Source organism: Serratia ureilytica (assembly GCF_013375155.1).
GTDB lineage: Bacteria > Pseudomonadota > Gammaproteobacteria > Enterobacterales > Enterobacteriaceae > Serratia > Serratia ureilytica.
On record NZ_JABXOF010000008.1, the window covers coordinates 252778 to 278852 of the forward strand.

Genomic DNA, 26075 nt, shown 5'->3' on the forward strand with positions numbered 1-26075 from the left:
CGGTAACGGCCCACTCCACCTGAGGATCTTGCCTTGACGTTTTTAAAACACCCAATCGCCGCGCTGGTGCTGGCTGGCTGCGGCCTGCTGTCGGCGGGCGGCGCGCTGGCCGCTTCCGATGCGCTGGTGTACTGCACCGTTGCCTCGCCGGAATCGTTCAACCCGCAGCTCTCCAGCTCCGGGCCGACCTTTATCGCCACCTCGCAGGTGCTGTACAACCGCTTGGTGACGCTGCGCGAAAGCGATAAAACGCCCGCCCCGTCGCTGGCCACCGAGTGGAGCGTCAGCCCGGACGGCAAGACCTACACCTTTACCCTGCGCCAGGGGGTAAAATTCAACAGCAACAAATACTTCACCCCAACGCGCGACTTCAACGCCGAAGACGTGGTGTTCACCGTGATGCGGCAGAAGGATCCCGCCAACCCGTATCACAAGGTCTCCGGCGGCAACTATGAATACTTCACCGACATGGGTCTGGATAAGCTGATCACCAAGGTGGAAGCGGTGGACGAACACCACGTGCGCTTCACGCTGAGCCAGCCCAACGCCGCCTTCGTCGCCGACTGGGCGATGGATTTCGCCTCGATCCTGTCCGCCGAGTACGCCGACGCGATGCTGAAAAAGGGCACGCCGGAATACGTCGACAACTGGCCGATCGGCACCGGGCCGTTTGCGCTGCAACAGTACAAGCAGGATTCGCTGATCCGCTACATCGCCAACCCGCACTACTGGCAGGGCGAAGTGGCCAGCAAGCACCTCATCTTCTCCATCACGCCGGATCCGCAAACCCGGCTGGCCAAGCTGAAAACCAACGAATGCCAGATCATCCCCGCGCCGCTGCCGGAACAGTTCGCCGCCATCAAGGCCGACGGCAACCTGCAGTTGCACGACATTACCGGGCTGAACGTCGGCTATCTGGCGTTCAACACCCAGAAAAAACCGTTCGACAACCTGCTGGTGCGCCAGGCGTTGAGCTATGCGGTGGACAAGAAAGCGATCGTCGCCGCGGTGTTCAAAGACAGCGGCACGCCGGCCAATTCGCTGCTGCCGCCGGGCATGCTGGGCTACAACGATAAACTGCCGGAGTACGCCTACGATCCGCAGAAGGCGCGCGAGCTGCTGAAGCAAGCCGGGCTGGAGCAGGGCTTTGAGACCGACATCTGGTCGATGCCGGTACAGCGCCCTTACAACCCGAACTCGAAGCGCATCGCCGAGATGATCCAGAGCGACTGGGCGAAGGTGGGCGTGAAGGCCAAGATCGTCACCTGGGAGTGGGGCCAGTATCTGGCCGGGCTGCGCAAAGGCGAGCAGCAGAGCGCGCTGTACGGCTGGGTATCGGACAACGGCGATCCGGACAACTTCGCCACCCTGCTCGGCTGTGCCGGGGTGCAGAGCGGCGCCAACGTGGCGCGCTGGTGCGATAAGGATTACGACCGGCTGATCCAGCAGGCGATCCAGGAGAACCAGCCGCAGGCGCGCGCCAAGCTGTACCAACAGGCGCAGGTGATCTTCGCCAAACAGGCGCCGTGGCTGCCGCTGGCCACCGGCAAAGTATTCTACGCCACCCGCAGCAACCTGAGCGGCTACGTGGTGGACGTGAACGGCAGCGATTTCGCCAAGGCCAAATTGAACTGATCCCAGGCGCCGCAGCGAGGGCTGCGGCGTAATCCGCTTCATCGCTTAATAAGCTGCCAGCCTCTGAAACTGTCGTCCATTAGCTTCTCAACTTACGATGCCCCTCTACCGCCTGGCGCATACCCCACTAAACCAATCGCTTAATAAGTGAGTTGAGCCTGGCGTTTTGCCTAAATTGCGCGCACGCGCTTTCCTCCGATGTAACATTTCGTTACCATCGGCGCACAGACCCTTTAACATCAAAAGGTAACCCGGTGCAGAACACCTACATGCCGTGGCAAATTCGCCTGCACTGGCTGGTGGCGATCCTGCTGGTCATCACCTGCGTCACCATCGAGCTGCGGGGCTTTGCCGAACCGGGCAGCGCCCCCTGGTACGTGCTGGTTGTCACCCACTTCAGCTGCGGCGTAACGGTATTTGCGCTGATGATCGCCCGCCTGTTCCTGCGCTGGCGCCACGCCTCGCCCGCCATCGTGCCCAAACCGCCGAAGTGGCAAACCGGCATGGCGCACCTGACGCATACCCTGATTTATCTGCTGCTGCTGACGCTGCCAGTGCTGGGGGTGTATTCGCGCTATCTGGGCGGCAAGGAGTGGTATCTGTTCGGCCTGTCGATGCCGTTCACCGACGTGGCCGATCGGCCGCAGGCGCGGATGATTATCGGCTGGCATAAAACGCTGGCCTTATTCGGCTACTGGCTGATCGGCCTGCATGCCGCCGCCGCGCTGTTCCATCACTACATCGTCAAGGACAATGCGCTGGTGCGCATGCTGCCATTGATGAAAAAACGCTGAATACCCGGCGCCAGGGATGAATTTTCGGGCCACGCCCGCTGACAGGGAATGACATGCAAACCCAATTTTTTAATGTGACCGTCGAACAATGCGCCTGCCAGCAGACGGCGCCCGACAACCTGGTGAGGATCATCGCCTCCGGCCAGACGTTCTTTTTTTACCGTGACGACTTCAGCGACAGCGAAAATCTGCTGGCCACGCTCGCCGCCGGCGATCGGGTGAAGATCGGCGCCCACCGCCTGCAAGACGGCAGCTACTGGCTGCACTGGCTGCTGCACGGGACAAAAGGCCGGCTGGAACCCGACAGAACGCTGAAATACAAGCTGAAATATTTCGCCCTGCTGGTGCTGGGCGCGGCGCTGGCCGGTGGCTTCCCGGCCGCCTTTTTCATCATGGACCGGGAAGACTCCTGGCTGACCATTGTCCTGTTCTTTATCGCCATCATCGCCGGCCTCATCGGCATCGGCATGGTGCTGTTCGTCGGTTCAGAGCTCTTGCTGATCGGGCATCGCGGCCGCAGGCGCCTGCTCAGGGCGCTGGATCGCGTGCTGCTGGGGCAAGACGTCACACCGCCCGATTCGCTCAGCCTGAAAATCCCCGGCATCAAATACCGGGCCGTCCGCACAGACGCCGTGCCGGCGGCCGCACCGCTGCAGACCGCGCCTCCGCTCCCGGACGGCGTCGAGGCCTCCGGCATCGAGACGGTCAACGCCCTGAGCTACGAACTTCGCCACTATGAGATCCCGCGGCAGGTGCAGTATTTGGACACTTACGCGTGGCGTCAGAACGAGACGCACTTCGCGGTGACGACCCGCGCGCTCAACGTCCCCACGACCAAACTGCATCCGGTATTTCGTCGGCAGCATCCGCTTTTCATCGCTAAGGGCGATCCGCTGCAGGTGTTGTACTGCGAGAACGACACCGTCCCCGAGTTGCCTACGGTACGTGGGATCATCAATCATCGCGACCACCAAACCTATCTCATCGGCGGCAATCGCTACTTCACCGAAGCCGGCCTTAACCTGAGCGCGCGTGTCGTTTTCATCCTGGGCGCGATCATGATGTGTTTGATGCTCGGTCTGATCGTGTGGGATAACGCCGATACCCCAGCGGGCTTTTACCTGGATGCCTGGACCCTGAAGCGCCTCGGCAGTGAGTTGCCGCCGATTCTGCTGCTGATGATGCTGATGGTCAGCGGCCTGGCGCTGCTGATCGAGGGCTTCGCCCAGATCTGCCGCCTCTACGCTTTTGAACAGCACCGCACGTTTAAGACGTTCAAATACCTGCGCAATCTGCGCCGCAGGCTATGGCGGCAGGAACAGGTGACGGAGCTGAAATGATGACGCTAGCGCTTTATAAAAGACCCCTTATTATCCTGACGCTGTTTTTGGCCAGCGCGCTGGGCGTCTATTTCCTCGCCCCTGAACAACGCTATGCGCAGTGGCAATGGACCCAGAGCGACGAGGCGTTGCCGACAATAGCCCGTTACGATCTCATCCACAGCTACCCGGCGCAGAACGGCGCTCTGCTGCTCATCAGCAAAAGAAGTGAGACCAGCGCCTACAACAGCTTCTACGGCTGGGCGGCCAACTATCTCAGCCAGGTGTTATTCACCGGCCCGAAGGGGTTGCAGATGCTGGGGCAACTCGACGAATCAATCTACGATGCGGTTTGCGTCGAGCAGGAGTGCGTGCTTTTTCTGTCCAAAGGGCGCCGGCTGGTCGATGTGCAACGGGGCACCATCGGGGCGCTGATCCCCTGGCCAGAGGGCGACGACAATCTGCCTTCCTTTATCGGCGGCAAACTGGCGGCGCTGTCGGGAAAGCGCGCGCTGTATTTCATCAGCACCGAAGGCGTATTCTACAGCCCGGACTTTGGCGCCCATTGGCGGCAGACGCTGGATCTGCCGGCGCTGTTGGATGAGCGACAGCTGCTGGGCTTTGAGCGCGGCGAGGAGGAGTCACCGACGGCTTACGCCTCCGGTAAGCGCAAATCCATGCCCGAGATCTTTACCGCCGTTGATGGCGATCTCGTGCTGTTTTGGATGAACCCGGTGCTCGGTTCCGGCGCCTTGCACATTGCCGTTAACGGCAAAACCGGCGAGGTGGTCGAACTGCATTGGCTAACGGTGCGCGTCAAGGAAAGCGCGCAGGCCCCGGATGGCGGCATCTACCTGATCGCCCAAACGCTGGACAGAGGGCTGTATCAGCTTCTGCGTTATCAATCCGACGGGCAGTTGGCGGTGCTGTTGGAAAACGGCGATAAATCGCTGTATCAGCTGTGGGCGGGCAACGACAAGCTGGTCGCCCAAACGGATAACGGCGATGCGCGCCTTTCGCTGATTTTCGATCTGCGCTCATCCGACGTGCGCTACCGACAGCCGTTGGAGTACCGCTACAACGGGCGCGACGACGCACGCCAAACCGTGATCGAACCGGAAAGCCACTATGGCGATGACGGGAAGACCCCGCCACTGCCCTACTTCGTTCGCTATCGTTCCACTACGCCATGAACAGAAGGAACTTGCCATGCTGTTAGGCTATGGCGCCGGCGCCGCAGGATTGCTGGCGCTGTTGTTGGCCCTGCTGCTCGCCGGCATCCTGATCGCCTGGTGGGGCCGGCGCTACATCGCCGCCCGCTGCGGCCGACCGCGACCGCCGCTCTCCTGGGGCGGCTATCTGCTGGCCTCGGCGCTGGCGGTCTACCCGGTGGCGTGCGCGCTGATGCTGATCGACATTGCCATCCAGGACATCAAGAGCCAGCGGGCGGAAGATCGTTGGAATCAACGCAGCTACCTGACGCTCGACGAGGCAAAGCCGTTCGGTGAAACGACGCTGCCGAAAGGCAGTTGGGTAAACCGCCAGGATCCACGCCTGCCCGGCACCGAAGACAGCCCTATCACGATGAACGGCGTGACCGCCGTGCGTTTTCCTCAGCCACAGAGCGTAGCCGGCGTGCCGATCATCGCCTTCGAGGTTTTACCGCCGGTGATGGAGCTGGCGAGCGCGCACACCTTTACCCGCCCGAGCGGCCAAAGGGTGCACTGCGAAGCCGGTTGGCTGGTCACCTTCTTGTTGCCGCCGGATCGGCCGGCCCCGCAGTGGGAGGAGTGGCAGGCCGGGCTGCCTGCGGCGGCGTTTCGGCCCAGCGACTGGATCTTTAGGGAGTGCTTCTCCGGCAGCCCGATCGCGGTGCTGACCTTGCACGACGGCGAAGTCAGGGTGCTGCCCTAAGCCTTACGCCGTGGCGTTGGGCAAACGCACGGTCACGCGGTTGTTGGCCGTTGGCAACTGCAGCGGCGTTTCCTGCCAACTTACCGCGATAACCAATACCGGCGGGGCCGGCACGCGCGGCTCACGCCCGCCTGGCCCCACGCTGTAGGCATCCCATTCAATCACAAACACCCCGCCGTCTTGCGGCTCGACCCGCTCGACGAAAAAGGTGGTGTCCGAACCGCGCCCGCCCGCCGGTTTATGCGCATAAGAGAGCAGGCTGAACCACTCGCCGGCGAAGTAGAGATGGTATAGGCCATCGACGATATGCTCGCCGCGGAACTGGCAGCCGCCGACGCTCAAACCGTCACCCGACGGGGATTCCGCCACGCGTTCGAGATCGCGCACGAAGCGATCGGTCGGCCTGTTATCCAACAACAGTTCATAAGGCGGCGTGTGCAGCAGCGCGGCAGGATCGTCCGCCTGGCGCAGATCCGCCGGCAACATCGCGCGCGCCGCCAGCACGCGGCCGCTGGGCAACGTGATCTCCAGCCGATCCGCCGGATCCGCTACCCACTGCGGCACCCACAGACCGCGCACAAGGTGCAACGGCGTGGCTTCCACCTGCCGACACGTCGCCCGCAGCCGCACCAACGCCTCAACGGAACCGGCGGCCAAGGCTCCCAGCTCGCGATCGGTCAACGCAGGCAGCGCATACATCGCCCGGGCGGCGGGCTCGTATACCGTCAGCTCCTCTCCCTCGCGGCTGCGGGTCGGTATCAGGCGCAGCTTGCCATCGTCCACGTCCTGCGGCGCGGCACAGGCGCCATGCACAATCGCCCCGTCGCGCAGCAGCAGCGTCCAAAAGCTGGGGCCGCCCATGCCCAGTTCCCCCACGCCGCCAATCTGCCGGTCGCTGTCGCCGGCGTGCGCCATCTCAATCGGCTGCGAAAGCCAGTCGGTCTTACGCCACTCTGTCGCCTCTTCGGGTTCTTGCCCGCTTTTAGCGGCGCGCTTCGCCCATTGCAGCACGGCAAACAGCGCGATGCACAGCACACCCCAAACCGAGTGATCCTGCCAAATCAATAACCAACCGACGATCAAAAGCGCCCAGGCGGCCATGGCGATATCCTTTTCGAAGAGAAAACCGCCTGATTCTAGCTCAGGCGGTTAGTGGGGTTGAAGCCTATGCCATGAATAATTAGCCGTTAAATAGAAAGGTAATAATTTCAGCGTTATTTCTGTGACTATGAAGATCACATAAATAATGCTTCACTGCGTGATTCCAACATAAAAACATAACCCTCTGTATCTCAATAAATATTTATTACTCGATTAAGAAACAGAAAGCGTAACGAGGAAAAAAATCGCAATGATTTGTACATATTCTAAACATTGACTATGTTTAGACATACTATTTATATGCAGGAAAAAATACCGAATAAAAAATCAGACAGGCGCTTAAAAAATTAACACCACCTTGCTTACCGCGAGGAAGAAAAACTCTTTTCCAGCAATATTCCGAGGATATTTTATCTCCACGGAACGGGTCACTTTGCGTTTTATCAGGCCAATAGGCTACACACCGCAATTAATATCATTATTAGCATTCCGGAGACCGACAATGAAAATCGTTACGGGCATTATCCTTACCTCTGTAGCCGCCTTCAGCGGCGCGGCTTACGCGGCCGATGCACAACCTACCACCGGCAACGCGGAAGTGATGCTGGAACACGTGCACGCCGTGATGGAAAACGGCAGCCCGGCGCCGCAGCACGACGCCGCCTGCCAAAAAGAACTTTCCATGCCGGAATCGAAATATATCGGCATGAAGGTCAAAACCGATTACACCATCAACAGCAGCACCATGATGATGTCGGCCAAGTCGATATTCCCATCGCCGGATTCCATGAAACCCATGGAGCTGACGGTCGATCTCTCTGCGCTGGGCCTGGCGGATATCTATGCTTTCGGCGCCTTTAAACCGGCTGCACTACCGCAGGCCTATATTTACTTCACCATCGACAAGGATTTTAAAAATCCGGTCAGCACCTTTATGATCATTAACCAAGGCAAGCAATATAACTGCGTGATCTCCAGCTCGAATAAAATGATGAGCAAAGAGATGCGCGGCAAGATGATGATGAAGAAACAGTAGCGGAATGAAAAACGGCGCTTCCCGCAACAGGAAGCGCCGTCAGAAAAGCCTTAAATCAGACCAGGATTGTATTTCTGGTTGAACTTCTCTTCCGATTGAAACAGATAAATAATGCCTTCGATAAAGCCGACAATCGATGGGATCCCCGTCCAGCAGAACAGCAGGTAGAACAGCCCCCACCACTTCATCCCCAGGTAAAACTTGTGAATGCCCAGTCCGCCCAGGAAGATGGCCAACAGGGCCGCCGCGAGCTTGTCTTTTCTGCTCATAGTTCACTTCTCCTAACTTCTCACCGAACCACCGGCATGTCCAAAAACGGATGCCGCTCCGCAGAGCGCCGCATCGCAATGCTTGAGGAGGAAAACATTCATCCATCAAGGCTCAACAGGGGTAATTATAACAGCGATTAATTAAACGGTTGTTTAACCGGCGAAAGGGTAAGCTGCGGGAAGCAGGGGAAGCGAGGCTACAGATACTCGGTTTCGGCTCAAAAAAACACGCACGCAGCCAGGATCTCGTCGGCATAGCGGTCATTGTAAGAGATAAGGTTAAAACAGATTTTCATTGCCTGATATCGGCATATCGTTCTAATTTTTAGTTTCCCTGGTGAATGCCTGCAGACGATTAATAGCAGCTCACTTGCAGGTGTTCAAAAAATGATTATATCACGACGCTAAAGCCCATCACGTTGAGTATTATGCGCCGCAATCGCATTCGCCATCAGTGCATAATCCTTGATGACCCCTTGGTGACGACGCCCTGAGCAGAAAATAAAATCACAGCGTTGCTCATCTTCGATCAGTTTTTTTGCCAGATGCCTGACTCGCAATTTGGGTGTTGCATTAATTCTGGTCACCCGCCCTCTTTCAGTTTCATTACTTTGCGGATGAACCTTTTCCTCATACTCGCCAATCATCAGGGTTATTTTATTAACGCTTTCAGCGATTGTTAACTTGCCATCAGGAAGCAACGCCCCATTCCCCCACCAGATCGATGGACTGGCCGCCAGATAATTTTGAAACGCGTCAGGATGGTTCAACAGCGTATAAAGTACAAAATGCCCGCCATGTGAATGACCTGCCAGCGTTTGTTTGTCTGTATTGATTGAGTAGCGTGACTCAACCCAGGGCTTAACGCATGCGGTGATAAACTGATAAAATGCCGGCGCTCCGCCACCGTCAATAAACTCTTTATCATCAGAGGGAACCGTATAGTCGCGGGTTCTTGCTTTTAGTATATCCACCCCATCCTGATAGCCGATGCCCACATAAAGAATATTGTCGTTGTTTCTACTCTGATGGCGTTCGGTCAGCTTGGAGAATTGAGTATTGGCATCGAGAAAGTAAAGCGCTTTTAAATCGCCATGCGCTTGCTTGTCATGAGCAATAAAAACCCTATAACGTTGACCATTAAAGTTAAAGTCCTTCGTTCTTGAAATCAAACATCCACACATAACAACCTCACTTTATAAATAAGCCAGTGATTTAACATTGGCGATAATGTCTTTTCCCAGATAAAAAAAGACGGTGAGGTTCAACCGTAGCAACGTATTATTCTGCTTACGACGCTTGCTGGTTGTGTGAATGATTAAACAAACACGTTTGTATTATACCTTGCAGCATATTGCCACATAGCGATAAGCAGAAATATCAACCGCAAGCGTTGCAGACGCCAGTGCTGCGTATTTTTACTAAGGAAGGCAGTGAAACTTGAAATGGTGCCGATAATAGGAGTCGAACCTACGACCTTCGCATTACGAATGCGCTGCTCTACCAACTGAGCTATATCGGCATCGAGCCGGGCCTGCGGGGCAAGCCGGAAGTGCGTTGAACAAGGTAGACCTGCGCGCGAAATGAGTCAATAGCCGCCGGGGCGTTTGGTTGTTTTGCAAGCAACCAGACTGTCGTGCAGTCCCCCTTTTCCAAAAACAATCAGGGCGCAGCATGCTGCGCCCTGACCTCTTTATGACCGCAATGCGGCCTTAGCTGCGCACCAGATCGTCGCCGTAGCCAATCCACTTGTAGGTGGTCAGCGCGTCCAGGCCCATCGGGCCCCGGGCATGCAGTTTCTGGGTGCTCACCGCCACTTCCGCGCCCAGACCGAACTGGCCGCCGTCGGTGAAGCGGGTGCTGGCGTTGACGTACACCGCCGAGGAGTCCACCGCGCGCACGAAGTGCTCTGCGCTGCTGAGCGAACGGGTGAGGATCGCGTCGGAGTGGTTGGTGCCGTGGGTGCGGATGTGGTCGATGGCCTGATCGATATCGTCCACCAGCAACACGTTCAGATCCAGAGACAACCATTCGTCGTCGTAATCCTCCGCGTTCACCGGCACCACCGTCGCCGGGCCGCCCTGCAGCAGCGGCAGCGCGTTTTCCGCCGCGTGCAGCGTCACGCCCGCCGCCGCCATTTTGGCGCTCAGCGCCGGCAGGAACTCGGTGGCAATGCTGCGGTTCACCAGCAGCGTCTCCAACGAGTTACAGGCGCTCGGGCGCTGGATCTTGGCGTTTTCAATCACCGTCAGCGCCTTGTCGAAATCAACGTCGGCATCCACATAGGTATGGCACACGCCGATGCCGCCGGTGATCACCGGGATGGTCGATTGCTCGCGGCACAGCTTGTGCAGGCCGGCGCCGCCGCGCGGGATCAGCATGTCGACATAGCGATCCAGGCGCAGCAGTTCGTTCACCAGCGCACGATCCGGGCTGTCGATCGCCTGCACCGCCGCCGCCGGCAGGCCGCACTGTTCCAGCGCCTGCTGGATCACTTTCACCGTCGCCTGGTTGGTGTTGTGCGTCTCTTTACCGCCGCGCAGGATCACCGCGTTGCCGGTTTTCAGGCACAGGCTGGCGACGTCGATGGTGACGTTCGGCCGCGCCTCGTAAATCACGCCGATCACGCCGAGCGGCACCCGCCGGCGCTCCAGCTTCAGCCCGCTGTCCAGCAGGTTGCCGTCCAGCACGTGGCCGACCGGATCGTTCAGGCGGCACACCTGGCGCACGTCGTTGGCGATCGCCGCCAGCCGCGCCGGGGTCAGCAACAGGCGATCGAGCAGCGCTTCGCTCATGCCGGTGGCGCGCGCCTGCACCATGTCTTGTTCGTTCGCCAGCAGGATCGCTTCACTGTTGGCTTCCAACCTGTCGGCCATCACCGACAGCACCTGATTCTTCTTCGCCGTGCTCAGCACCGCCAGCTGCCAGGAGGCCTGCTTGGCGGCCTTCCCCATCTGCTCCAGCATGCTCACTCCTTAACTGACAATCATATCGTCGCGGTGCACTGCCACCGGACCGTATTCATAACCGAGGATTTCGCTGATTTCCTGCGAGTGGTGCCCGGCGATCATACGCATCGCGTCGCTGTTGTAGCGGCTGACGCCGTGCGCCAGATCGCGCCCCGCCTGGTTGCGGATGCGGATCACTTCGCCGCGCGAGAAGTCGCCCTTCACTTCGCGGATGCCTTTCGGCAGCAGCGAGCTGCCGCGCGCCATCATCGCTTCTACCGCACCGTCGTCGACGGTGATTTCACCGGCCGGCGGCGCGCCGAAGATCCAGCGCTTGCGGTTTTCCAGCGGGGTTTCCAGCGCGTGGAAACGGGTGCCCACCGGTTTGCCTTCGATCACGTCCGCCACCACGCCCGGCTTGCTGCCCGCGGCGATCACTACGTCGATGCCGGCGCGGCAGGCCACGTCGGCCGCCTGCAGCTTGGTGCCCATGCCGCCGGTGCCCAGACCGGAGACGCTGTCGCCGGCGATGGCGCGCAGCGCGTCGTCAATGCCGTGCACTTCACGGATCAGTTCGGCCTGCGGGTTGTTGCGCGGATCGGCGGTGTAGAGGCCCTGCTGATCGGTCAGCAGCAGCAGTTTGTCGGCCCCGGCCAGAATGGCCGCCAGCGCCGACAGGTTATCGTTGTCGCCCACCTTGATTTCGGCGGTGGCGACGGCGTCGTTCTCATTGATTACCGGCACGATGCGGTTGTCCAGCAGCGCCGTCATGGTGTCGCGCGCGTTGAGGAAGCGCTCGCGGTCTTCCAGATCGGCGCGCGTCAGCAGCATCTGCCCGACGTGGATGCCGTAAATGGAGAACAGCTGTTCCCATAGCTGGATCAGCCGGCTCTGCCCCACCGCCGCCAGCAGCTGCTTGGAGGCGATGGTGGCGGGCAGCTCGGGGTAGCCCAGGTGTTCGCGCCCGGCGGCGATGGCGCCGGAGGTGACGATGACAATGCGGTGGCCCGCTGCGTGTTGCTGCGCGCACTGGCGCACCAATTCGACGATGTGGGCGCGGTTCAGACGCAGCGATCCGCCGGTCAACACGCTGGTGCCCAATTTCACAACCAATGTCTGGCTGCCGTTCATAGTATTTCTGCCGTGTAATATACCCGTCATCTTTCAAGCCGCAGCGTTGTTGGCTGCACGCACTCACCCCAGTCACTTACCTCAGTAAGCTCCTGGGGATTCCCGCGCTTGCCGCCTAGCCGCAACTCGAAAGCTATAGGGTATGATGAGAATAAGGGTGCAAAGGTCTTTGTAACAGGAGAGACGCGTTATGCCAACAGGCACAACGCGAAATCAGCACAATACGTGGTCAAACGGGGTCAGGCGGAGAGTTTGATCAGTTTTTCTTTGAAATCGTCGGCGGGTTCCAGCCCCAGTTCCATGGTCGCCAGCAGCTCGCCCAGGCGGCGATGGAAGTCGCGCAGGGTGTCTTCCAGCTTGGCGCTCACTTCATCATCCTTAATGTTTTGCGCCGTCCAGTCGCCTTCCTTGTCGAACAGGCCGAATTGGTAGGAATAGGTGAAGCGCGCCTCTTCCGCCTGCAGCTCCATCCACCAGCCCCAGAACTCGCGCTTCTCCGGAGCGGGCTTTACATTGACGCAGACGGCCAAACAATCAAAGAAAAAACGGTCGTTTTCACATTGCCCTTCACGCAGGTACGGCCCCAAGCTGGCAAAACGTTTCATTAGTCGGCTTTTAGGGTGACCACTCGGTAACGTCATTCTCTAACCTCCTCAATGTAGACCACTCTTTTTAACAAACTGTTAAAATTTAGCAACTAATTAACGCATTTTGTCCCTCAGCCAACCGGACATCTGCAGCAGCGCCCGGTGGAAGCTGTCGTAAACCGGGGTGCGCGGGATGGCGACCAGCTTGCCGCTCACCGAGGAGGTGACGATCAGCTGCGACTCCTCTTTCGGGCTGAGCGTATCGCGCTCCCAGTAGCCGGAGATCATCGGCGTCGGGCAACGGCGCCCCAGCAGCCCCTGCATTTTCAGCGAGTAGCTGTTCAGCTCCACCTTCAGCACGTTGTCGGAAGCGTTGGCCATGCCCATGCGGCTGGCCAGCACGTCCATATACATGTCCGGCACGTTCAGCTGGGTGCTGCTGTCACACAGCAGGCGATGCACCACCGGCCCCAGGCAGGCTACGCCGCGCAGCCGCTGCGGCTCCAGATAAGCCAGCCGCACCGCCACATTGGCGCCGAAGCGGAAGCCGAAGGCGCTCACCCGCTGATGATCCACCCACGGCACCGAGGCCAGCTGGATCAGCACCTGCTGGTGCAGGTAGCTGGAGTCCTGCGTCAGCTTCCATTTGCACGAAGAACCGATTGACGGCATGTCGAGCGTCAGCATGGCGATGCCGTACGGCGCCAGGTAGTCGCGGAACAGGCGGTGGTAGTCGGTCTGCAGCGTGTCGAGGCTGCCGCACATCAGCACCGTCGGGAACGGCGCTTCGCCCTTCTCCGGCATGTGCAGGAAGCCGGTGACGCTGGCGCCGCCTTCAATGCGAAACTCCAGCTCTTTCAGCTGATACGGCAGAAGCAGCGCCGCCTCTTCGTAAGCGCGGTTGGCGAGCATCTCCGCCTGTTCGGCCAGCTCGTCGCCCTTCAGGTGCGGGTAACCGGCGATGCTGTACAGGCTCGCGGCCTTCAGCCAGTATTCGCCGCCGAGCAGCGGATCCTGCTGCTCCGTCGCCCGCTGCTGCCACTGCATGCCCTGATGGATCCACTCGTAGATCCAGTTGCCGTTGCGGTAGCCCACCACGGTATCCAGCCGCTGCGAGTTGCTGCGCTCGGCGTCGGAGGCGGCGATGCGCGCCAGCACTTCGTGGATTTCGATCGGGCTGACGCCGCGCCAGGCCCACAGCAGCGGATTCAGCATGCGGTACCAGCTGCCGGTGGTGTCGCCTTCCAATGCGGAATGCATGGCGGCGCTCACTTTGTTACGCGCACGCAGCACCAGCGTCGAGGTTTCGGGGTGTTTGAATTTGGGCTTGAAAAGAATTTCAGAAAGGTTGGCCTGTGCCATGGTAACAACAGCCTCCGTAAATCTGGCGATAGGCCGCAAAAGGCCTACTTAACTGGAGGTAGTGTACCTAACTCTGGCGGGATAAACCAAGATAACGCAAACGCCCGGCATAACCGGGCGCTGACTTAGAACTGGCTAGGCTTAGCGGCCGCCGATCGGGGGAACGAAGCTGACGCCCATGTCCCACGGCTGTTCGATCCAGGTATCCTGCGGGATGTCGACCTCATAGTCGTCCACCAGCGGACGGCCCGCCGGTTTGGCGAAGATGGTGACGAAATGCGCTTTCGGGTACATATCGCGGATCGCTTTCGCGGTGCCGCCCGTATCCACCAGATCGTCCACCACGATGAAGCCTTCACCGTCGCCTTCGGCGCGCTTGAGCACTTTCATTTCGCGTTGGTTGTCATGGTCATAGCTGGAAATGCAGACGGTATCCACATAGCGGATGCCCAGTTCGCGCGCCAGCAGGCCCGCCGGTACCAGACCGCCGCGGCTTACGGCAATGATGCCTGTCCATTTGTCGGCAGGCAGCAGGCGGTGCGCCAGCTTGCGTGCGTGCATTTGCAGCATATCCCAGGTAACAACGTATTTTTCGCTCATAGAATCGTGTCCCAGCCGGCGGTGAAGCGGCTTATTTTATAGTTCAGGGGAAAAAAGGTTGCGCGAGATTATAGAGACTGGCCGCATTGAATTCCAGCTGTACCGAGGAAAACCTCGTGATTTCCGCCGCGCAGCTTTCCGGTGATTGATGCTGAAAAAACGAACGTTCCCGCAGCGAAGCCGTGTGATCAAGCGCTTAAACCGCACAATACGGGGCGCGCACCGCCGGAAATAAAGTGATATTCTCTGATGATCGTGCCACGACGCACAGATGCCCACTCACCTTAACCGCGCGGCACGCCCGTCCTGTCGGAGCCTGCCGTCACAGGAGACTTATAGTGTCTGAATTGTCTCAGCTTTCGCCACAGCCGCTGTGGGATATTTTCGCCAAGATCTGTTCTATCCCACACCCTTCTTATCATGAAGAAGCGCTGGCGCAGCACATCCTCACCTGGGCCAAAGAAAAGAACCTGCACGCCGAGCGCGATCAGGTCGGCAATATTCTGCTGCGCAAACCGGCCACCAAAGGCATGGAAAATCGCAAGCCGGTGGCGCTGCAAGCGCACCTGGACATGGTGCCGCAAAAGAATAACGACACCGTGCACGACTTCGCCAAGGATCCGATCCAGCCTTATATCGCCGGCGAGTGGGTGAAAGCGCGCGGCACCACGCTGGGCGCCGATAACGGCATCGGCATGGCCTCCGCCCTGGCGGTGCTGGCCGACGACAGCGTTGAGCATGGCCCGCTGGAAGTCCTGCTGACCATGACCGAAGAAGCGGGGATGGACGGCGCCTTCGGGCTGCAGCCGAACTGGCTGCAGGCGGACATCCTGATCAATACCGATTCCGAAGAAGAAGGCGAAATCTACATGGGTTGCGCCGGCGGTATCGACTTCATCACCACCCTGCCGCTGCAGCGCGAAGCGGTGCCGGCCGGTTACCAAACCCTGAAGCTGACTCTCAAGGGCCTGAAAGGCGGCCATTCCGGCGCCGAGATCCACGTCGGGCTGGGCAACGCCAACAAACTGCTGGCGCGCTTCCTGTTCGCCCATGCGGAGGCGCTGAACCTGCGCGTGCTGGACCTGAACGGCGGCACCCTGCGCAACGCCATCCCGCGTGAAGCCTCCGCGGTGGTAGCGGTGCCGGCAGAAAAAGCCGACGCGCTGAAAGCGCTGAGCCAAGAGTTCCTGGCCGTGCTGCAGAACGAACTCTCCGCCAAAGAGAAGAACATCACGGTGCTGCTGGAGCCGACCACCAGCGCTTCGCAGGCGCTGAGCGCCGACAGCCAGCAACGCTTCCTGGCGCTGCTGAACGGCACGCCGAACGGCGTGATCCGCATGAGCGACGCGGTCAAAGGCGTGGTGGAAACCTCGCTGAACGTCGGCGTAGTCACCACCAGCGAAAACGAAGCGGAAATCATCTGCCTGATCCGCTCCCTGATCGACAGCGGCAAAGATTACGTTGTCGAGATGCTGACCGCGCTGGGCCAGCTGGCCGGCGCCAAGGTGGCGCCGAAGGGGGGCTACCCGGGCTGGCAGCCGGACGCCGACTCGCCGGTGATGCACCTGGTGCGCGAGCTGTATCAGGAGCTGTTCAACAAGACGCCGAACATCATGGTGATCCACGCCGGTCTGGAATGCGGTCTGTTCAAAAAGCCGTATCCAAACATGGACATGGTATCGATCGGGCCAACCATCACCGGCCCGCACTCGCCGGATGAGCAAGTGCATATCGAAAGCGTCGGTCTGTACTGGAAGCTGCTGACCTCGCTGCTGAAAGCGATCCCTGAGCGCGCGTAATCTGCGCGCTTAACGCAAAAAGCCGGCGACTCGCCGGCTTTTTTATTCCCAAGGCAGCGCCAGCTGCCGCTCCAGCTGCGGATCGAGCAGCGTCACATGCAACCCCACCAGCCGCACGCCGCGCCCTTCACGCCGCTCGCGCCACGCCTGCCGCGCCACCTCCAGCAAATCCTGCCGGTTCAACACCGGGAAGACGTGCTCCTGGGTGGTTTGCTGAAAATCCTGAAACTTCAGCTTCACGCCCTGCCGGGCGATGTGCAGATCCGGCTTTACCTTGCGCAGCCGCATCTCCAGCTCGGGATAGAGTTTGTCGATAATCAGCGTTTCGCAGTCTTCCCAGTCGTGAATGTCTTCCGCCAGCGTGCGCTCCACCCCCACCGATTTACGCAGCCGCTCCGCCGAGATTTCGCGCCGATCGATGCCCTGACACCGCTCCCACAACACCCGGCCAAACTTGCCGAAGCGCTTGAGCAGCTGCGCCAAATCGTATTGCTGCACGTCGGCGCAGGTGATGAGCCCCACTTCCTCCAGCCGTTTGGCGGTCACCTTGCCGACGCCGGGGATCTTGCTGAGCGGCAGTTGCTGCAAAAACGCCGGCACCTGCGCCGGCGTGATCACGTATTGCCCGTTCGGCTTGTTCATCTCGGAGGCGATTTTGGCGAGAAACTTGATCGGCGCGACGCCGGCCGACGCGGTGAGGTTCAGCTCGTCGGCAATCGCTTGACGGATTTCCTGGGCGATCAGCGTCGCCGAGCCGTTGCATTGCGGGCTGTCGGTCACGTCGAGATAGGCTTCATCGAGCGACAGCGGCTCGATCAACGGGGTATAGCGGGCGAAGATTTCGCGGATGTGCAGCGAAGCCTCTTTATAGGCCGCCATGCGCCCCGGCAGCAGGGTGAGATGCGGACACAGCTTGAGCGCCATCGCCGTGGACATGGCGCTGTGTACGCCATAGCGCCGCGCCGGATAGTTGGCGGTGCTGATCACCCCGCGGCGATCGGCGCTGCCGCCAATCGCCAGCGGGATATCGCGCAGGCTGGGATCGTCGCGCATTTCCACCGCCGCGAAGAAGCAGTCCATATCGACATGAATGATTTTACGCATCGCACCCTCCAGTAACACTGTATAAGTATACAGTCAGATACCGAAAGCTCAAGGCCGAAGGATTCGACGAAAGCACCGTTTCCGCCAGATATTTCCGCGTTGTTAAAAAAGCTTAATTTTTCAATAGTATGATTTCTGCCATCCCGTGCGGCTCACCACAACGATAACGACAAGGTACCCTACATGATCAGATTTTCTTATTTGCTGCTGGCTTCCGCACTGTCGCTGAGCGCGCTGGCGGCCAGCGCCGGTCATGCGCCGGCGATCGTCGCCCACCGCGGCGGCACCGCCGATGCGCCGGAGAACACCCGCATCGCCATCGAAACCGCGCTGAAAAACGGCGCCGACGCCATCTGGATCACCCTGCAAGCATCCAAAGACGGCGTCATCGTGCTGTATCGCCCCTCGGACCTAAAAGCGCTGACCAACCGGCAGGGCCCGGTTTCTGCCTATACCGCCGCCCAGTTGGCCGAGACCGACGCCGGTTGGGCCTTCGCCAAGGGTGATGCGCACCCGTTTCGCGGCCAGGGTATCGGCATTCCACGGCTCGACGACGTGCTTAAAGCGTTTCCGCACGTCACCTTTTATCTGGACATCAAATCCCCGGACGCCGATCCGACGCAGTTTGGCCAGGCGCTGCTGGCGACGCTGGAAAGCACCGACAGCCTGAATCGCACCCGCGTCTACTCTACCGACGCCAAATACCTGCAGGCGCTGCCACCGGCCATCCCGCGCTTTGAAAGCCGCGACGAAACCCGCACGCTGCTGGCCAATATCACCATGGCGCACCAGTGCGACGTCAAACCGGACAACCGCCAGCAGCGCTGGTACGGACTGGAGCTGAAGCGCGAGGTGGAAGTGGTGGAGAAATATACCCTCGGCGAAGGGCGTTCTAAGGCGTTTCTGACCTGGGATAAAGAGTCGATAGACTGTTTCCGCTCGCAGGGCCCGGCGCACATCATTCTGTTCGGCGTCAACTCGCCGCAGGAATATCAGCAGGCGCTGGCGCTGGGCGCCGACGGCGTGATGGTTAACTCCCCGGCCGAGGCGAAAAGCTTCCGCAAGGCGAAATAAAAAACCCGGCCAAGGCCGGGTTTGCGCTACAGCTAAAGAATGCGGTGCTTTTCCAACTGCTCGCGCCTCTGCGCCGCTTTGGCTTCGCGTTTTTTGCGCGCATCGCACGGCTCCGGGCAGTCGCAGACTTTCTCCATGCCCAGCGCGGTGATGCCGCCGCAGCTGCCCTGCAGGCTTTTGCGTTTGAACACGTAACCCAGCGACATCCCGCCGACGATCAGCAGAAACAACACGAAGGTAGCGGCGAATACCGTCAACATAGCAACCTCACGAACGCTTTTTCAGATAGGGCTTGAACGCGTCTGAATAACGCTCCTCAAACCCGTCGGCGGTTTTCACGATCATGAACACCGGGATGCCGAGCAGGTTAGCCAGCGCCAGGCCGCGCTCCGGCCCCATCACGTTCAGGCCGGTGGACAGGCCGTCGGCGGTCATGCAGGTCGGGCTCAGCACGGTGATCGACACCAAACGGTGGTGAATTGGCCTGCCGGTGACCGGATCGATGGTGTGCGAATAGCGCACTCCGTCCTGCTCGAAGTAGTTGCGATAGTCACCCGAGGTGGCGATCGACATCTCCCCCGGCTGGATCACCAGCTGCGCCTGCTGCTGCGTACCGGCGGTCGGGCGCTCGATGGCGATGCGCCACGGCTTTTGCTCGCCGTTATGCCCACGCGTGCGCACCTCCCCGCCGATATCCACCATGTAGTTTTGCACGTGTTGCGATTGCAGGTACTCCGCCACCACGTCCACGCCGTATCCTTTGGCGATCGACGACAGGTCGACATACAGCTCGGGGATGCTTTTCACCAGCGCGCTGCCCTGCACCGACAGTTTGTCGGCCCCGGTCCAGGCGCGGCGCTGCGCCAGCTCCGCCTCGCTCGGCACTTTATCCGGCCGCCCTTCCGGGCCGAAGCCCCACAGGTTGACCAGCGGCCCGACGGTCACGTCCAGCGCGCCGTCGGTGACGCGGTTGATGCGCAGCGCTTCGCGCACCACCTCAGCGGTGGCCGGCGAAACCGGGAACGGCCGGTCAATGTCGCGGCTGGCGTTGAAGCGGCTCAGTTCGGAGTCCGGCCGGTAGGTGGACATCTGATCGTTCACCTGCTCCAGCCGTTTGTCGATCTCCGCCTGCATCTCGCGCGCCGACGGCGTATCTTCGCCGGTCACGTAACGGATCGAATACGAGGTGCCCATGGTTTTACCCGTCAGGTCCACCTGTTCCGGCCCGCAGCCGGTCAGCAGCAGGGTGGCGCTCAGCGCCACGCCCGTCAGCCAGTTCTTCATCGCCAATGCGCGCATTTAGCCACCAAAGTCATCCAGCATGATGTTTTCGTCTTCGACGCCCAGATCTTTGAGCATCTTGATCACCGCGGCGTTCATCATCGGCGGCCCGCACATGTAAAACTCGCAGTCCTCCGGCGCCGGGTGGTTCTTCAGGTAGTTCTCCAGCAGAACATTATGGATAAAGCCGGTGTAGCCGGTCCAGTTATCTTCCGGCTGCGGATCCGACAGCGCCACGTGCCAGGTGAAGTTTTCGTTCTCCGCCTGCAGCTGGTTGAAGTCGTCTTCATAGAACATCTCGCGCAGCGAACGCGCGCCGTACCAGAAGGTGATCTTGCGTTTCGAGTTCAAACGCTTGAGCTGATCGAAGATGTGCGAACGCATCGGCGCCATGCCCGCGCCGCCGCCGATAAAGATCATTTCGGCGTCGGTGTCCTTGGCGAAGAACTCGCCGAACGGCCCGGAGATGGTCACCTTGTCGCCCGGCTTCAGCGACCAGATATAGGAAGACATGATGCCCGGCGGCACGTCCGGATTGTTCGGCGGCGGCGTGGCGATACGCACGTTGAGCATGATGATGCCCTTCTCTTCCGGGTAGTTGGCCATCGAGTAGGCGCGCACCGTGGTGTCGTTCACCGTCGAACGGTAGCGGAACAGGTTGAACTTGTCCCAGTCGCCGCGATACTCCTGCGGCACGTCGAAGTCGGCGTAACTGATGTCGTGCGCCGGCGCTTCGATCTGGATGAAACCGCCCGCGCGGAACGGCACGTCTTCGCCATCGGGGATCTTCAGCTTCAGCTCTTTGATAAAGGTGGCTTTGTTATCGTTGGAGATAACCTCGCACTCCCATTTCTTCACGCCGAAGATCTCTTCCGGCAGCTCGATCTTCAGGTTCTGCTTCACGTTCACCTGGCACGCCAGGCGGCACCCTTCTTTCGCTTCGCGCTTGTTGATGTGCGAGAGCTCGGTCGGCAGGATATCGCCGCCGCCCTCTTTGATCACCACCCGGCACTGGCCGCAGGAGCCGCCGCCGCCGCAGGCCGAGGAGACGAAGATCCCCTGGCTGGAGAGCACGTTGAGCAGCTTGTCGCCCGCAGGCGCATGGAAGCTTTTATCCAGATCGCCATTGATTTCCACCGCGATGTCGCCGGTGTTCACCAGCTTCGATTTGGCGAACAGGATCAGCAACACCAGCACCATCACGATGGCGGTGAACATCGCTACGCCTAAAATAATTTCCATAAATTCTTCCCGCCTTTACAACTGAACACCGGAGAAGGACATGAAGCCCAGCGCCATCAGTCCGGTGGTGATAAAGGTAATGCCCAGACCGCGCAGCCCTGCCGGCACGTTGGCATACTTGAGTTTTTCGCGGATCCCCGCCATGGCGACGATCGCCAGCATCCAGCCGGTGCCGGAACCAAAGCCGTACACCACCGATTCGGCGAAGTTGTAGTCGCGCTGCACCATGAAGGACACGCCGCCGAAGATGGCGCAGTTCACGGTGATGAGCGGCAGGAAGATGCCGAGCGCGTTATACAGCGACGGGAAGAAGCGATCGAGGATCATCTCCAAAATCTGCACCAGCGCCGCAATCACGCCGATGAAGGTGATGAAGTTGAGGAAGCTCAGATCGACGCCCTCCACCAGCGCGCCGTCGCGCAGGATCAGGTTGTAGACCAGGTTATTCACCGGCACCGAAATGCCGAGCACGATGGTCACCGCGATGCCCAGGCCAAAGGCGGTCGACACCTTCTTCGACACCGCCAGGAAGGTACACATCCCGAGGAAGAACGCCAGCGCCATGTTCTCGACGAACACCGCGCGCACAAACAGGCTGATATAGTGTTCCATCGGCCTTTACTCCTTTTCGATCTGCGCCGGCTTCAGGGTGCGCAGCACCCAGATCAGCAGGCCGATGATGAAGAACGCGCTCGGCGCCAGCAGGAACAGGCCGTTCGGCTGATACCAGCCGCCGTTCTGCACCGTTTCCAGCACCGGAACGCCGAACAGCTTGCCGGAGCCAATCAGCTCGCGCAGGAAACCGACCAGCACCAGGATCACCCCGTAACCCAGCCCGTTGCCGATGCCGTCCATAAAGCTCTCGATCGGCGGCGACTTCATGGCGTAGGCCTCGGCGCGCCCCATCACGATGCAGTTGGTGATGATAAGGCCAACGAACACCGACAGCTGCTTGGAGATCTCGAACGCATAGGCGCGCAACAGCTGATCGACCACGATCACCAGCGAGGCGATGATCGCCATCTGCACGATGATGCGCACGCTGTTGGGAATATGATGACGGATCAGCGAGATGAAGAAGCTGGAGAACGCGGTCACCAGCGTCACCGCAATGGTCATCACCACCGCCGTTTCCAGCTTGGTGGTCACCGCCAGCGCCGAACAGACGCCCAGCACCTGCAGGGCGATCGGGTTATTGTCGAACAGCGGCCCCAGCAGGACCCGCTTTATCTCTTTGGAATCAGCCATTTTTCAACGCTCCTTCACGAACTTTTTTCAGGAACGGGCCGAAGCCGTGCTCGCCCAACCAGAAATCAAACGTATGCTGCACGCCGTTGGAGGTCAGCGTGGCGCCGGACAGGCCATCCACCCCGTGTACGTCCCCCTGACGCGCGCCGCCTTTCACCACGCGGATCGCCGGCTGGCCGTTGTCGTCGAACAGCTGCTTGCCGACCCACTGCTGGCGCCAGGACGGGTTCTCGACCTCACCGCCCAGCCCCGGCGTTTCCCCCTGGTCGTAGTAAGTGATGCCCTTGACCGTGTTGCCGTCGTTATCCAATGCCACGAAGGCGTACATCATCGACCACAGACCGGTGCCGTATACCGGCAACACAATCTTGTTCACCTGGCCGCTTTCATCGCGCACCAGGTAGATTTCCGCCTGGTTGCTGCGGCGCTTGATGCCAGCCGGATCGTCGCCCGCGGGCAACGCCACGCTTTTGGCGTCGTCGCGCAGCGCGGCGCCCAGATCGAACGCCGCCGCCTTGCCGGCGACAAATTCGCCGCTGTTCAGATCCACCAGGCGCGGTTCGATGCGCTCGCTGTACAGGCGCTTGACCTGCTCGCTCTCCATTTTCGGCTGCAACAGGCCGGCTACGTCGAGAATATTGCGCTGCTTGTCGAGCAGCTTTTGCTCCTGCTGTTTGGACTTCAGGCCGACGGCGGAGCCCGCCACCACCACTGAACACACCAGACACAGCAGCAGCACTACCAGCAGCGTTTTACCGATGCCGTCGTTTTTCGCTTCATTCGCCACGGGCTTTTCTCCGCTTGATGTTGGCCTGCACCACCAGGTAATCGAACAGCGGCGCGAACAGGTTGGCGAACAGGATCGCCAGCATCATGCCTTCCGGATAGGCGGGGTTGACCACCCGGATCAGCACGCACATCACGCCGATCAGAATGCCGTACCACCATTTCCCCTTGTTGGTGAAGGAGGCGGAAACCGGGTCGGTCGCCATAAAGATCATGCCGAAGGCGAAGCCGCCCAGCACCAGATGCCAGTACCACGGCATGGCAAACATCGGATTGGTGTCCGAACCGATGGCGTTGAACAACAGGGCGGAAGCCACCATGCCGAGCATCACGCCGGCGACGATGCGCCAGGAGGCCACGCGGCCGAACAGGATAATCGCCCCGCCGATCAGGATCATCAGCGTGGAGACTTCACCGATGGAGCCGGGAATGTTGCCGAGGAAGGCGTCCAGCCAACTGATGGACTGGCCGGTGGCCACGTTGCTCAGGCTGTGCGCCCCGCCTGCGCTCCACTGCGCCAGCGGCGTCGCGCCGGAGAAACCGTCCGCGGAGGTCCACACCAAGTCGCCGGAGATCTGCGCCGGATAGGCGAAGAACAGGAAGGCGCGGCCGGCCAGCGCCGGGTTGAGGAAGTTGCGCCCGGTGCCGCCGAAGATCTCTTTGGCCACCACCACGCCGAAGGTGATGCCCAGCGCGGCCTGCCACAGCGGCAGGGTCGGCGGCACGATCAGCGCGAACAGGATAGAAGTGACGAAGAAGCCTTCGTTGACCTCATGCTTGCGGATAATGGCGAACAGCACTTCCCAGAAGCCGCCGACGACGAACACCACGGCGTAGATCGGCAGGAAGTAACAGGCGCCCAGCACCATCTTGCTGACCCAGCCGGCGTCGGCCGCCAGCGAGGCGCCGAGCCACTGCGCCAGGCGATAATGCCAGTCGCCCGCCAGCACCTGTTGCAGCGCGTCGCCGCTGTACAGATGGTGCAGCGCCGGGATCGCCTGCTGGCCGACGTTGTACATGCCCCAGAACATCGCCGGGAACACCGCCAGCCACACCAGGATCATCATGCGTTTCAAATCGATGGCGTCGCGCACGTGCGAAGCGCCGCGCGTCACCGTGCCGGGGGTATAAAACACCGTGGTGGTCGCTTCATACAGCGGGTACCACTTTTCCAGTTTGCCGCCCGGCGTGAAGTGATGCTCTATCTTCTCAAAATAATTCTTCAGGCCCATCGGTTATCCTTCCTGCTCAATCTTGGTCAGCACCTCGCGCAGCACCGGCGCGTACTCATACTTGCCGGGGCAAACGAAGGTGCACAACGCCAGATCTTCCTCGTCCAGCTCCAGGCAGCCCAGCGCCTGCGCACTGTCGCTGTCGCCCGCCAGCAAATCGCGCAGCAGCAGCGTCGGCAAAATATCCAGCGGCATCACCCGCTCATAGTTGCCGATCGGCACCATGGCGCGTTCGCCGCCGTTAGTGGTGGTCGAGAAGGCGAACAGTTTGTTTTTCAGGAAGTGGCCCAGCGTGGTGCGGGTAATGGAGAACTTGTTCGGCGACGGCACGATCCAGCCGAACAGCTCTTTGTCGCGCCCTTCTTCCAGCACCGACACCTGCGAGTGGAAACGGCCCAGCCAGGCGTTCGGCCCGGCGGCCTGCATACCGTTCAGCACCGAACCGGAGATCACCCGGTTCTCGCCCTCTTTCAGGCGGCCGGCGGTCAGCTCATCGAGGCTGGCTCCCAGGCGGGTGCGCAGCAGCGTCGGCTGCGCCACCTGCGGCCCGGCCAGCGCCACGACCCGGCGGGTATCGAGCTTCCCGGTGGTGAACAGGGTGCCGATGGCGATCGCGTCCTGGTAACCGATGTGCCAAACGGTTTTCTTCAGGCTGACCGGTTCAAGGAAGTGAATGTGGGTGCCCACCAGCCCGGCAGGATGCGGGCCGGCAAATTCGCTGTAGGCGATCTGCGGGCCGCTCTGCTGGCCAACCGAGGCGCCGGCGGCGTGGCATACGTGTACCTTACCCGCCGTCAGACGCGCCAAGACCACCAGCCCGGCGTTGAACGCCGCCTGCTGTTCGGCGATGATCACTTGCGGATCTGCGGCCAACGGTTGGGTATCCATCGCGGTGACGAAAATGGCGCGCGGTTCGCTGCCGGGGCTTGGCGTTTTGCTGAACGGGCGGGTGCGCAGCGCGGTCCACAGGCCGCTGGCGATCAGTTCGCTTTCGACCTGTTCGCGCGGCAGTTGGCTGAGTTCACCCAACGGATAATGCGCAAACTCGAGCTGATCGTCGCCGCCGTTTTCCAGCGCAATCACCACCGATTGCAAGACGCGCCGCTCGCCGCGGTTAATCGCGACGATGCGGCCGCTGGCGGGAGCCGTGAAGAAAACCCCGGGGTTTTTCTTATCTTCGAACAACGCCTGGCCTTTCTTAACGGTATCGCCTTCCTGCACCAGCATGGAGGGACGCATTCCGACATACTCTTCCCCAAGCAGGGCGACATGCTGAATGTTCGGGCCATCTTGGATCGCCTGAACCGGGGCTCCGGCTATCGGCAGATCTAACCCTTTTCTGATCTTAATCATAGGATTTATACGATGTAGTTTGGTTTACACGTCTGACCGGCCCCAGAGGCGGGTGCTGACGATGCCAGGATTGCCGGGCAGTGCGCACAACGGCACGCCCAACATGAACTTTCTCGCAGTGAAAAACTGGGGTAACGCGCATTCCCTTGAATCCCCCTTCCGTTGTTTGCGCGACAGTCGATGTGTTAACGGCATGTAGCCAAATAACCATCAAAACGGCCGGGTTATATGCAATAACTCCTGCCGCTTCAATCGCCACA

Annotated in this window: 25 protein-coding genes and 1 tRNA gene; 8 read left to right on the forward strand and 18 right to left on the reverse strand. The window is 60.2% G+C overall.

The features are described 5' to 3' along the window. Positions 1-33 precede the first annotated feature (33 nt). From HWW83_RS16445 to HWW83_RS16465, 5 genes are all read left to right on the forward strand, one after another. On the forward strand, positions 34-1635 hold the full coding sequence (locus HWW83_RS16445; protein WP_033641991.1) for an ABC transporter substrate-binding protein: 1602 nt from the start codon (positions 34-36) through the stop codon (positions 1633-1635). 269 nt (positions 1636-1904) lie between these two features. Further along, on the forward strand, positions 1905-2429 hold the full coding sequence (gene cybB, locus HWW83_RS16450) for a cytochrome b561 (protein WP_176589440.1): 525 nt from the start codon (positions 1905-1907) through the stop codon (positions 2427-2429). A 53-nt stretch (positions 2430-2482) separates the two neighbouring features. Then, a complete protein-coding gene (locus HWW83_RS16455) occupies positions 2483-3769 on the forward strand; it encodes a hypothetical protein (protein WP_176589428.1) in 1287 nt (428 codons plus the stop codon). Next, positions 3766-4941, forward strand: a complete 1176-nt coding sequence (locus HWW83_RS16460) for a hypothetical protein (protein WP_176589429.1) — start codon at positions 3766-3768, stop codon at positions 4939-4941. Before HWW83_RS16455 ends, HWW83_RS16460 begins: the two co-directional genes overlap by 4 nt. 16 nt (positions 4942-4957) lie before the next feature. Continuing rightward, positions 4958-5662 carry a hypothetical protein gene (locus HWW83_RS16465; protein ID WP_047572518.1) on the forward strand — a complete coding sequence of 235 codons (705 nt, stop codon included), beginning with the start codon at positions 4958-4960 and terminating at the stop codon, positions 5660-5662. A 3-nt stretch (positions 5663-5665) separates the two neighbouring features. On the opposite strand, the gene HWW83_RS16470 is transcribed toward HWW83_RS16465, so the two are convergent. Beyond that, positions 5666-6763: a hypothetical protein gene (locus HWW83_RS16470; protein WP_122016488.1), complete on the reverse strand. Its 1098-nt coding sequence runs from the start codon at positions 6761-6763 to the stop codon at positions 5666-5668. A 502-nt stretch (positions 6764-7265) separates the two neighbouring features. On the opposite strand from HWW83_RS16470, the gene HWW83_RS16475 reads away from it, so the two are divergent. Next, positions 7266-7799 (forward strand): hypothetical protein, encoded by a 534-nt coding sequence (locus HWW83_RS16475; RefSeq protein ID WP_122016489.1) that lies wholly within the window; start codon positions 7266-7268, stop codon positions 7797-7799. 50 nt (positions 7800-7849) lie between these two features. On the opposite strand, the gene HWW83_RS16480 is transcribed toward HWW83_RS16475, so the two are convergent. The 8 genes from HWW83_RS16480 to gpt all read right to left on the reverse strand — a co-directional run bounded on the left by HWW83_RS16480 (position 7850) and on the right by gpt (position 14696). Beyond that, entirely contained in the window at positions 7850-8068 is a 219-nt protein-coding gene (locus HWW83_RS16480; protein WP_033641985.1) for a TM2 domain-containing protein, read from the reverse strand. Positions 8069-8472: 404 nt separating this feature from the next. Next, complete coding sequence (locus HWW83_RS16485; protein WP_089196618.1) at positions 8473-9252, reverse strand: alpha/beta hydrolase; 780 nt, start codon at positions 9250-9252, stop codon at positions 8473-8475. 262 nt (positions 9253-9514) lie between these two features. Next, positions 9515-9590 (reverse strand) — tRNA-Thr (locus HWW83_RS16490). Between the two features lie 190 nt (positions 9591-9780). Further along, a complete protein-coding gene (gene proA / locus HWW83_RS16495; RefSeq protein WP_176589430.1) occupies positions 9781-11034 on the reverse strand; it encodes a glutamate-5-semialdehyde dehydrogenase in 1254 nt (417 codons plus the stop codon). 9 nt (positions 11035-11043) lie between these two features. Next, on the reverse strand, positions 11044-12147 hold the full coding sequence (proB, locus tag HWW83_RS16500; protein WP_033651028.1) for a glutamate 5-kinase: 1104 nt from the start codon (positions 12145-12147) through the stop codon (positions 11044-11046). A gap of 239 nt (positions 12148-12386) precedes the next feature. After that, a complete protein-coding gene (gene crl / locus HWW83_RS16505; RefSeq protein ID WP_033641981.1) occupies positions 12387-12788 on the reverse strand; it encodes a sigma factor-binding protein Crl in 402 nt (133 codons plus the stop codon). A gap of 60 nt (positions 12789-12848) precedes the next feature. Continuing rightward, positions 12849-14096, reverse strand: a complete 1248-nt coding sequence (gene frsA / locus HWW83_RS16510) for an esterase FrsA (protein ID WP_176589431.1) — start codon at positions 14094-14096, stop codon at positions 12849-12851. Positions 14097-14237: 141 nt separating this feature from the next. Next, positions 14238-14696 carry a xanthine phosphoribosyltransferase gene (gene gpt / locus HWW83_RS16515; protein ID WP_025301674.1) on the reverse strand — a complete coding sequence of 153 codons (459 nt, stop codon included), beginning with the start codon at positions 14694-14696 and terminating at the stop codon, positions 14238-14240. Positions 14697-15034: 338 nt separating this feature from the next. On the opposite strand from gpt, the gene pepD reads away from it, so the two are divergent. Then, positions 15035-16495: a beta-Ala-His dipeptidase gene (pepD, locus tag HWW83_RS16520; RefSeq protein ID WP_042783741.1), complete on the forward strand. Its 1461-nt coding sequence runs from the start codon at positions 15035-15037 to the stop codon at positions 16493-16495. Between the two features lie 42 nt (positions 16496-16537). Here pepD and dinB read toward each other — a convergent pair whose 3' ends face one another. Then, positions 16538-17599, reverse strand: a complete 1062-nt coding sequence (gene dinB / locus HWW83_RS16525; RefSeq protein WP_033641978.1) for a DNA polymerase IV — start codon at positions 17597-17599, stop codon at positions 16538-16540. Between the two features lie 183 nt (positions 17600-17782). Between dinB and HWW83_RS16530 the strand changes: the two genes are divergently transcribed. Continuing rightward, the gene (locus tag HWW83_RS16530; RefSeq protein WP_149542541.1) at positions 17783-18673 is read left to right on the forward strand and encodes a glycerophosphodiester phosphodiesterase family protein; all 891 of its coding nucleotides are present in this window, start codon (positions 17783-17785) and stop codon (positions 18671-18673) included. A gap of 32 nt (positions 18674-18705) precedes the next feature. Here the strand turns inward: HWW83_RS16530 and nqrM are convergent, their stop codons facing one another. From nqrM to HWW83_RS16570, 8 genes are read right to left on the reverse strand one after another with little or no spacing between them, the layout of a single operon-like run. Next, positions 18706-18933 carry a (Na+)-NQR maturation NqrM gene (gene nqrM, locus HWW83_RS16535; protein WP_016928987.1) on the reverse strand — a complete coding sequence of 76 codons (228 nt, stop codon included), beginning with the start codon at positions 18931-18933 and terminating at the stop codon, positions 18706-18708. A gap of 7 nt (positions 18934-18940) precedes the next feature. After that, the gene (locus HWW83_RS16540) at positions 18941-19972 is read right to left on the reverse strand and encodes an FAD:protein FMN transferase (protein WP_149542540.1); all 1032 of its coding nucleotides are present in this window, start codon (positions 19970-19972) and stop codon (positions 18941-18943) included. Continuing rightward, positions 19973-21196 (reverse strand): NADH:ubiquinone reductase (Na(+)-transporting) subunit F, encoded by a 1224-nt coding sequence (gene nqrF / locus HWW83_RS16545; RefSeq protein ID WP_033634097.1) that lies wholly within the window; start codon positions 21194-21196, stop codon positions 19973-19975. 15 nt (positions 21197-21211) lie between these two features. After that, positions 21212-21808 (reverse strand): NADH:ubiquinone reductase (Na(+)-transporting) subunit E, encoded by a 597-nt coding sequence (gene nqrE / locus HWW83_RS16550; protein ID WP_004930235.1) that lies wholly within the window; start codon positions 21806-21808, stop codon positions 21212-21214. Positions 21809-21814: 6 nt separating this feature from the next. Then, positions 21815-22444 carry an NADH:ubiquinone reductase (Na(+)-transporting) subunit D gene (locus HWW83_RS16555; protein WP_004930232.1) on the reverse strand — a complete coding sequence of 210 codons (630 nt, stop codon included), beginning with the start codon at positions 22442-22444 and terminating at the stop codon, positions 21815-21817. Beyond that, complete coding sequence (locus tag HWW83_RS16560) at positions 22437-23231, reverse strand: Na(+)-translocating NADH-quinone reductase subunit C (RefSeq protein ID WP_033641975.1); 795 nt, start codon at positions 23229-23231, stop codon at positions 22437-22439. The genes HWW83_RS16555 and HWW83_RS16560 overlap by 8 nt, the downstream gene beginning before the upstream one ends. Next, positions 23221-24462, reverse strand: a complete 1242-nt coding sequence (locus tag HWW83_RS16565) for an NADH:ubiquinone reductase (Na(+)-transporting) subunit B (RefSeq protein WP_016928991.1) — start codon at positions 24460-24462, stop codon at positions 23221-23223. The genes HWW83_RS16560 and HWW83_RS16565 overlap by 11 nt, the downstream gene beginning before the upstream one ends. A gap of 3 nt (positions 24463-24465) precedes the next feature. Further along, a complete protein-coding gene (locus HWW83_RS16570) occupies positions 24466-25815 on the reverse strand; it encodes a Na(+)-translocating NADH-quinone reductase subunit A (RefSeq protein WP_042783737.1) in 1350 nt (449 codons plus the stop codon). Positions 25816-26075: the final 260 nt, after the last annotated feature.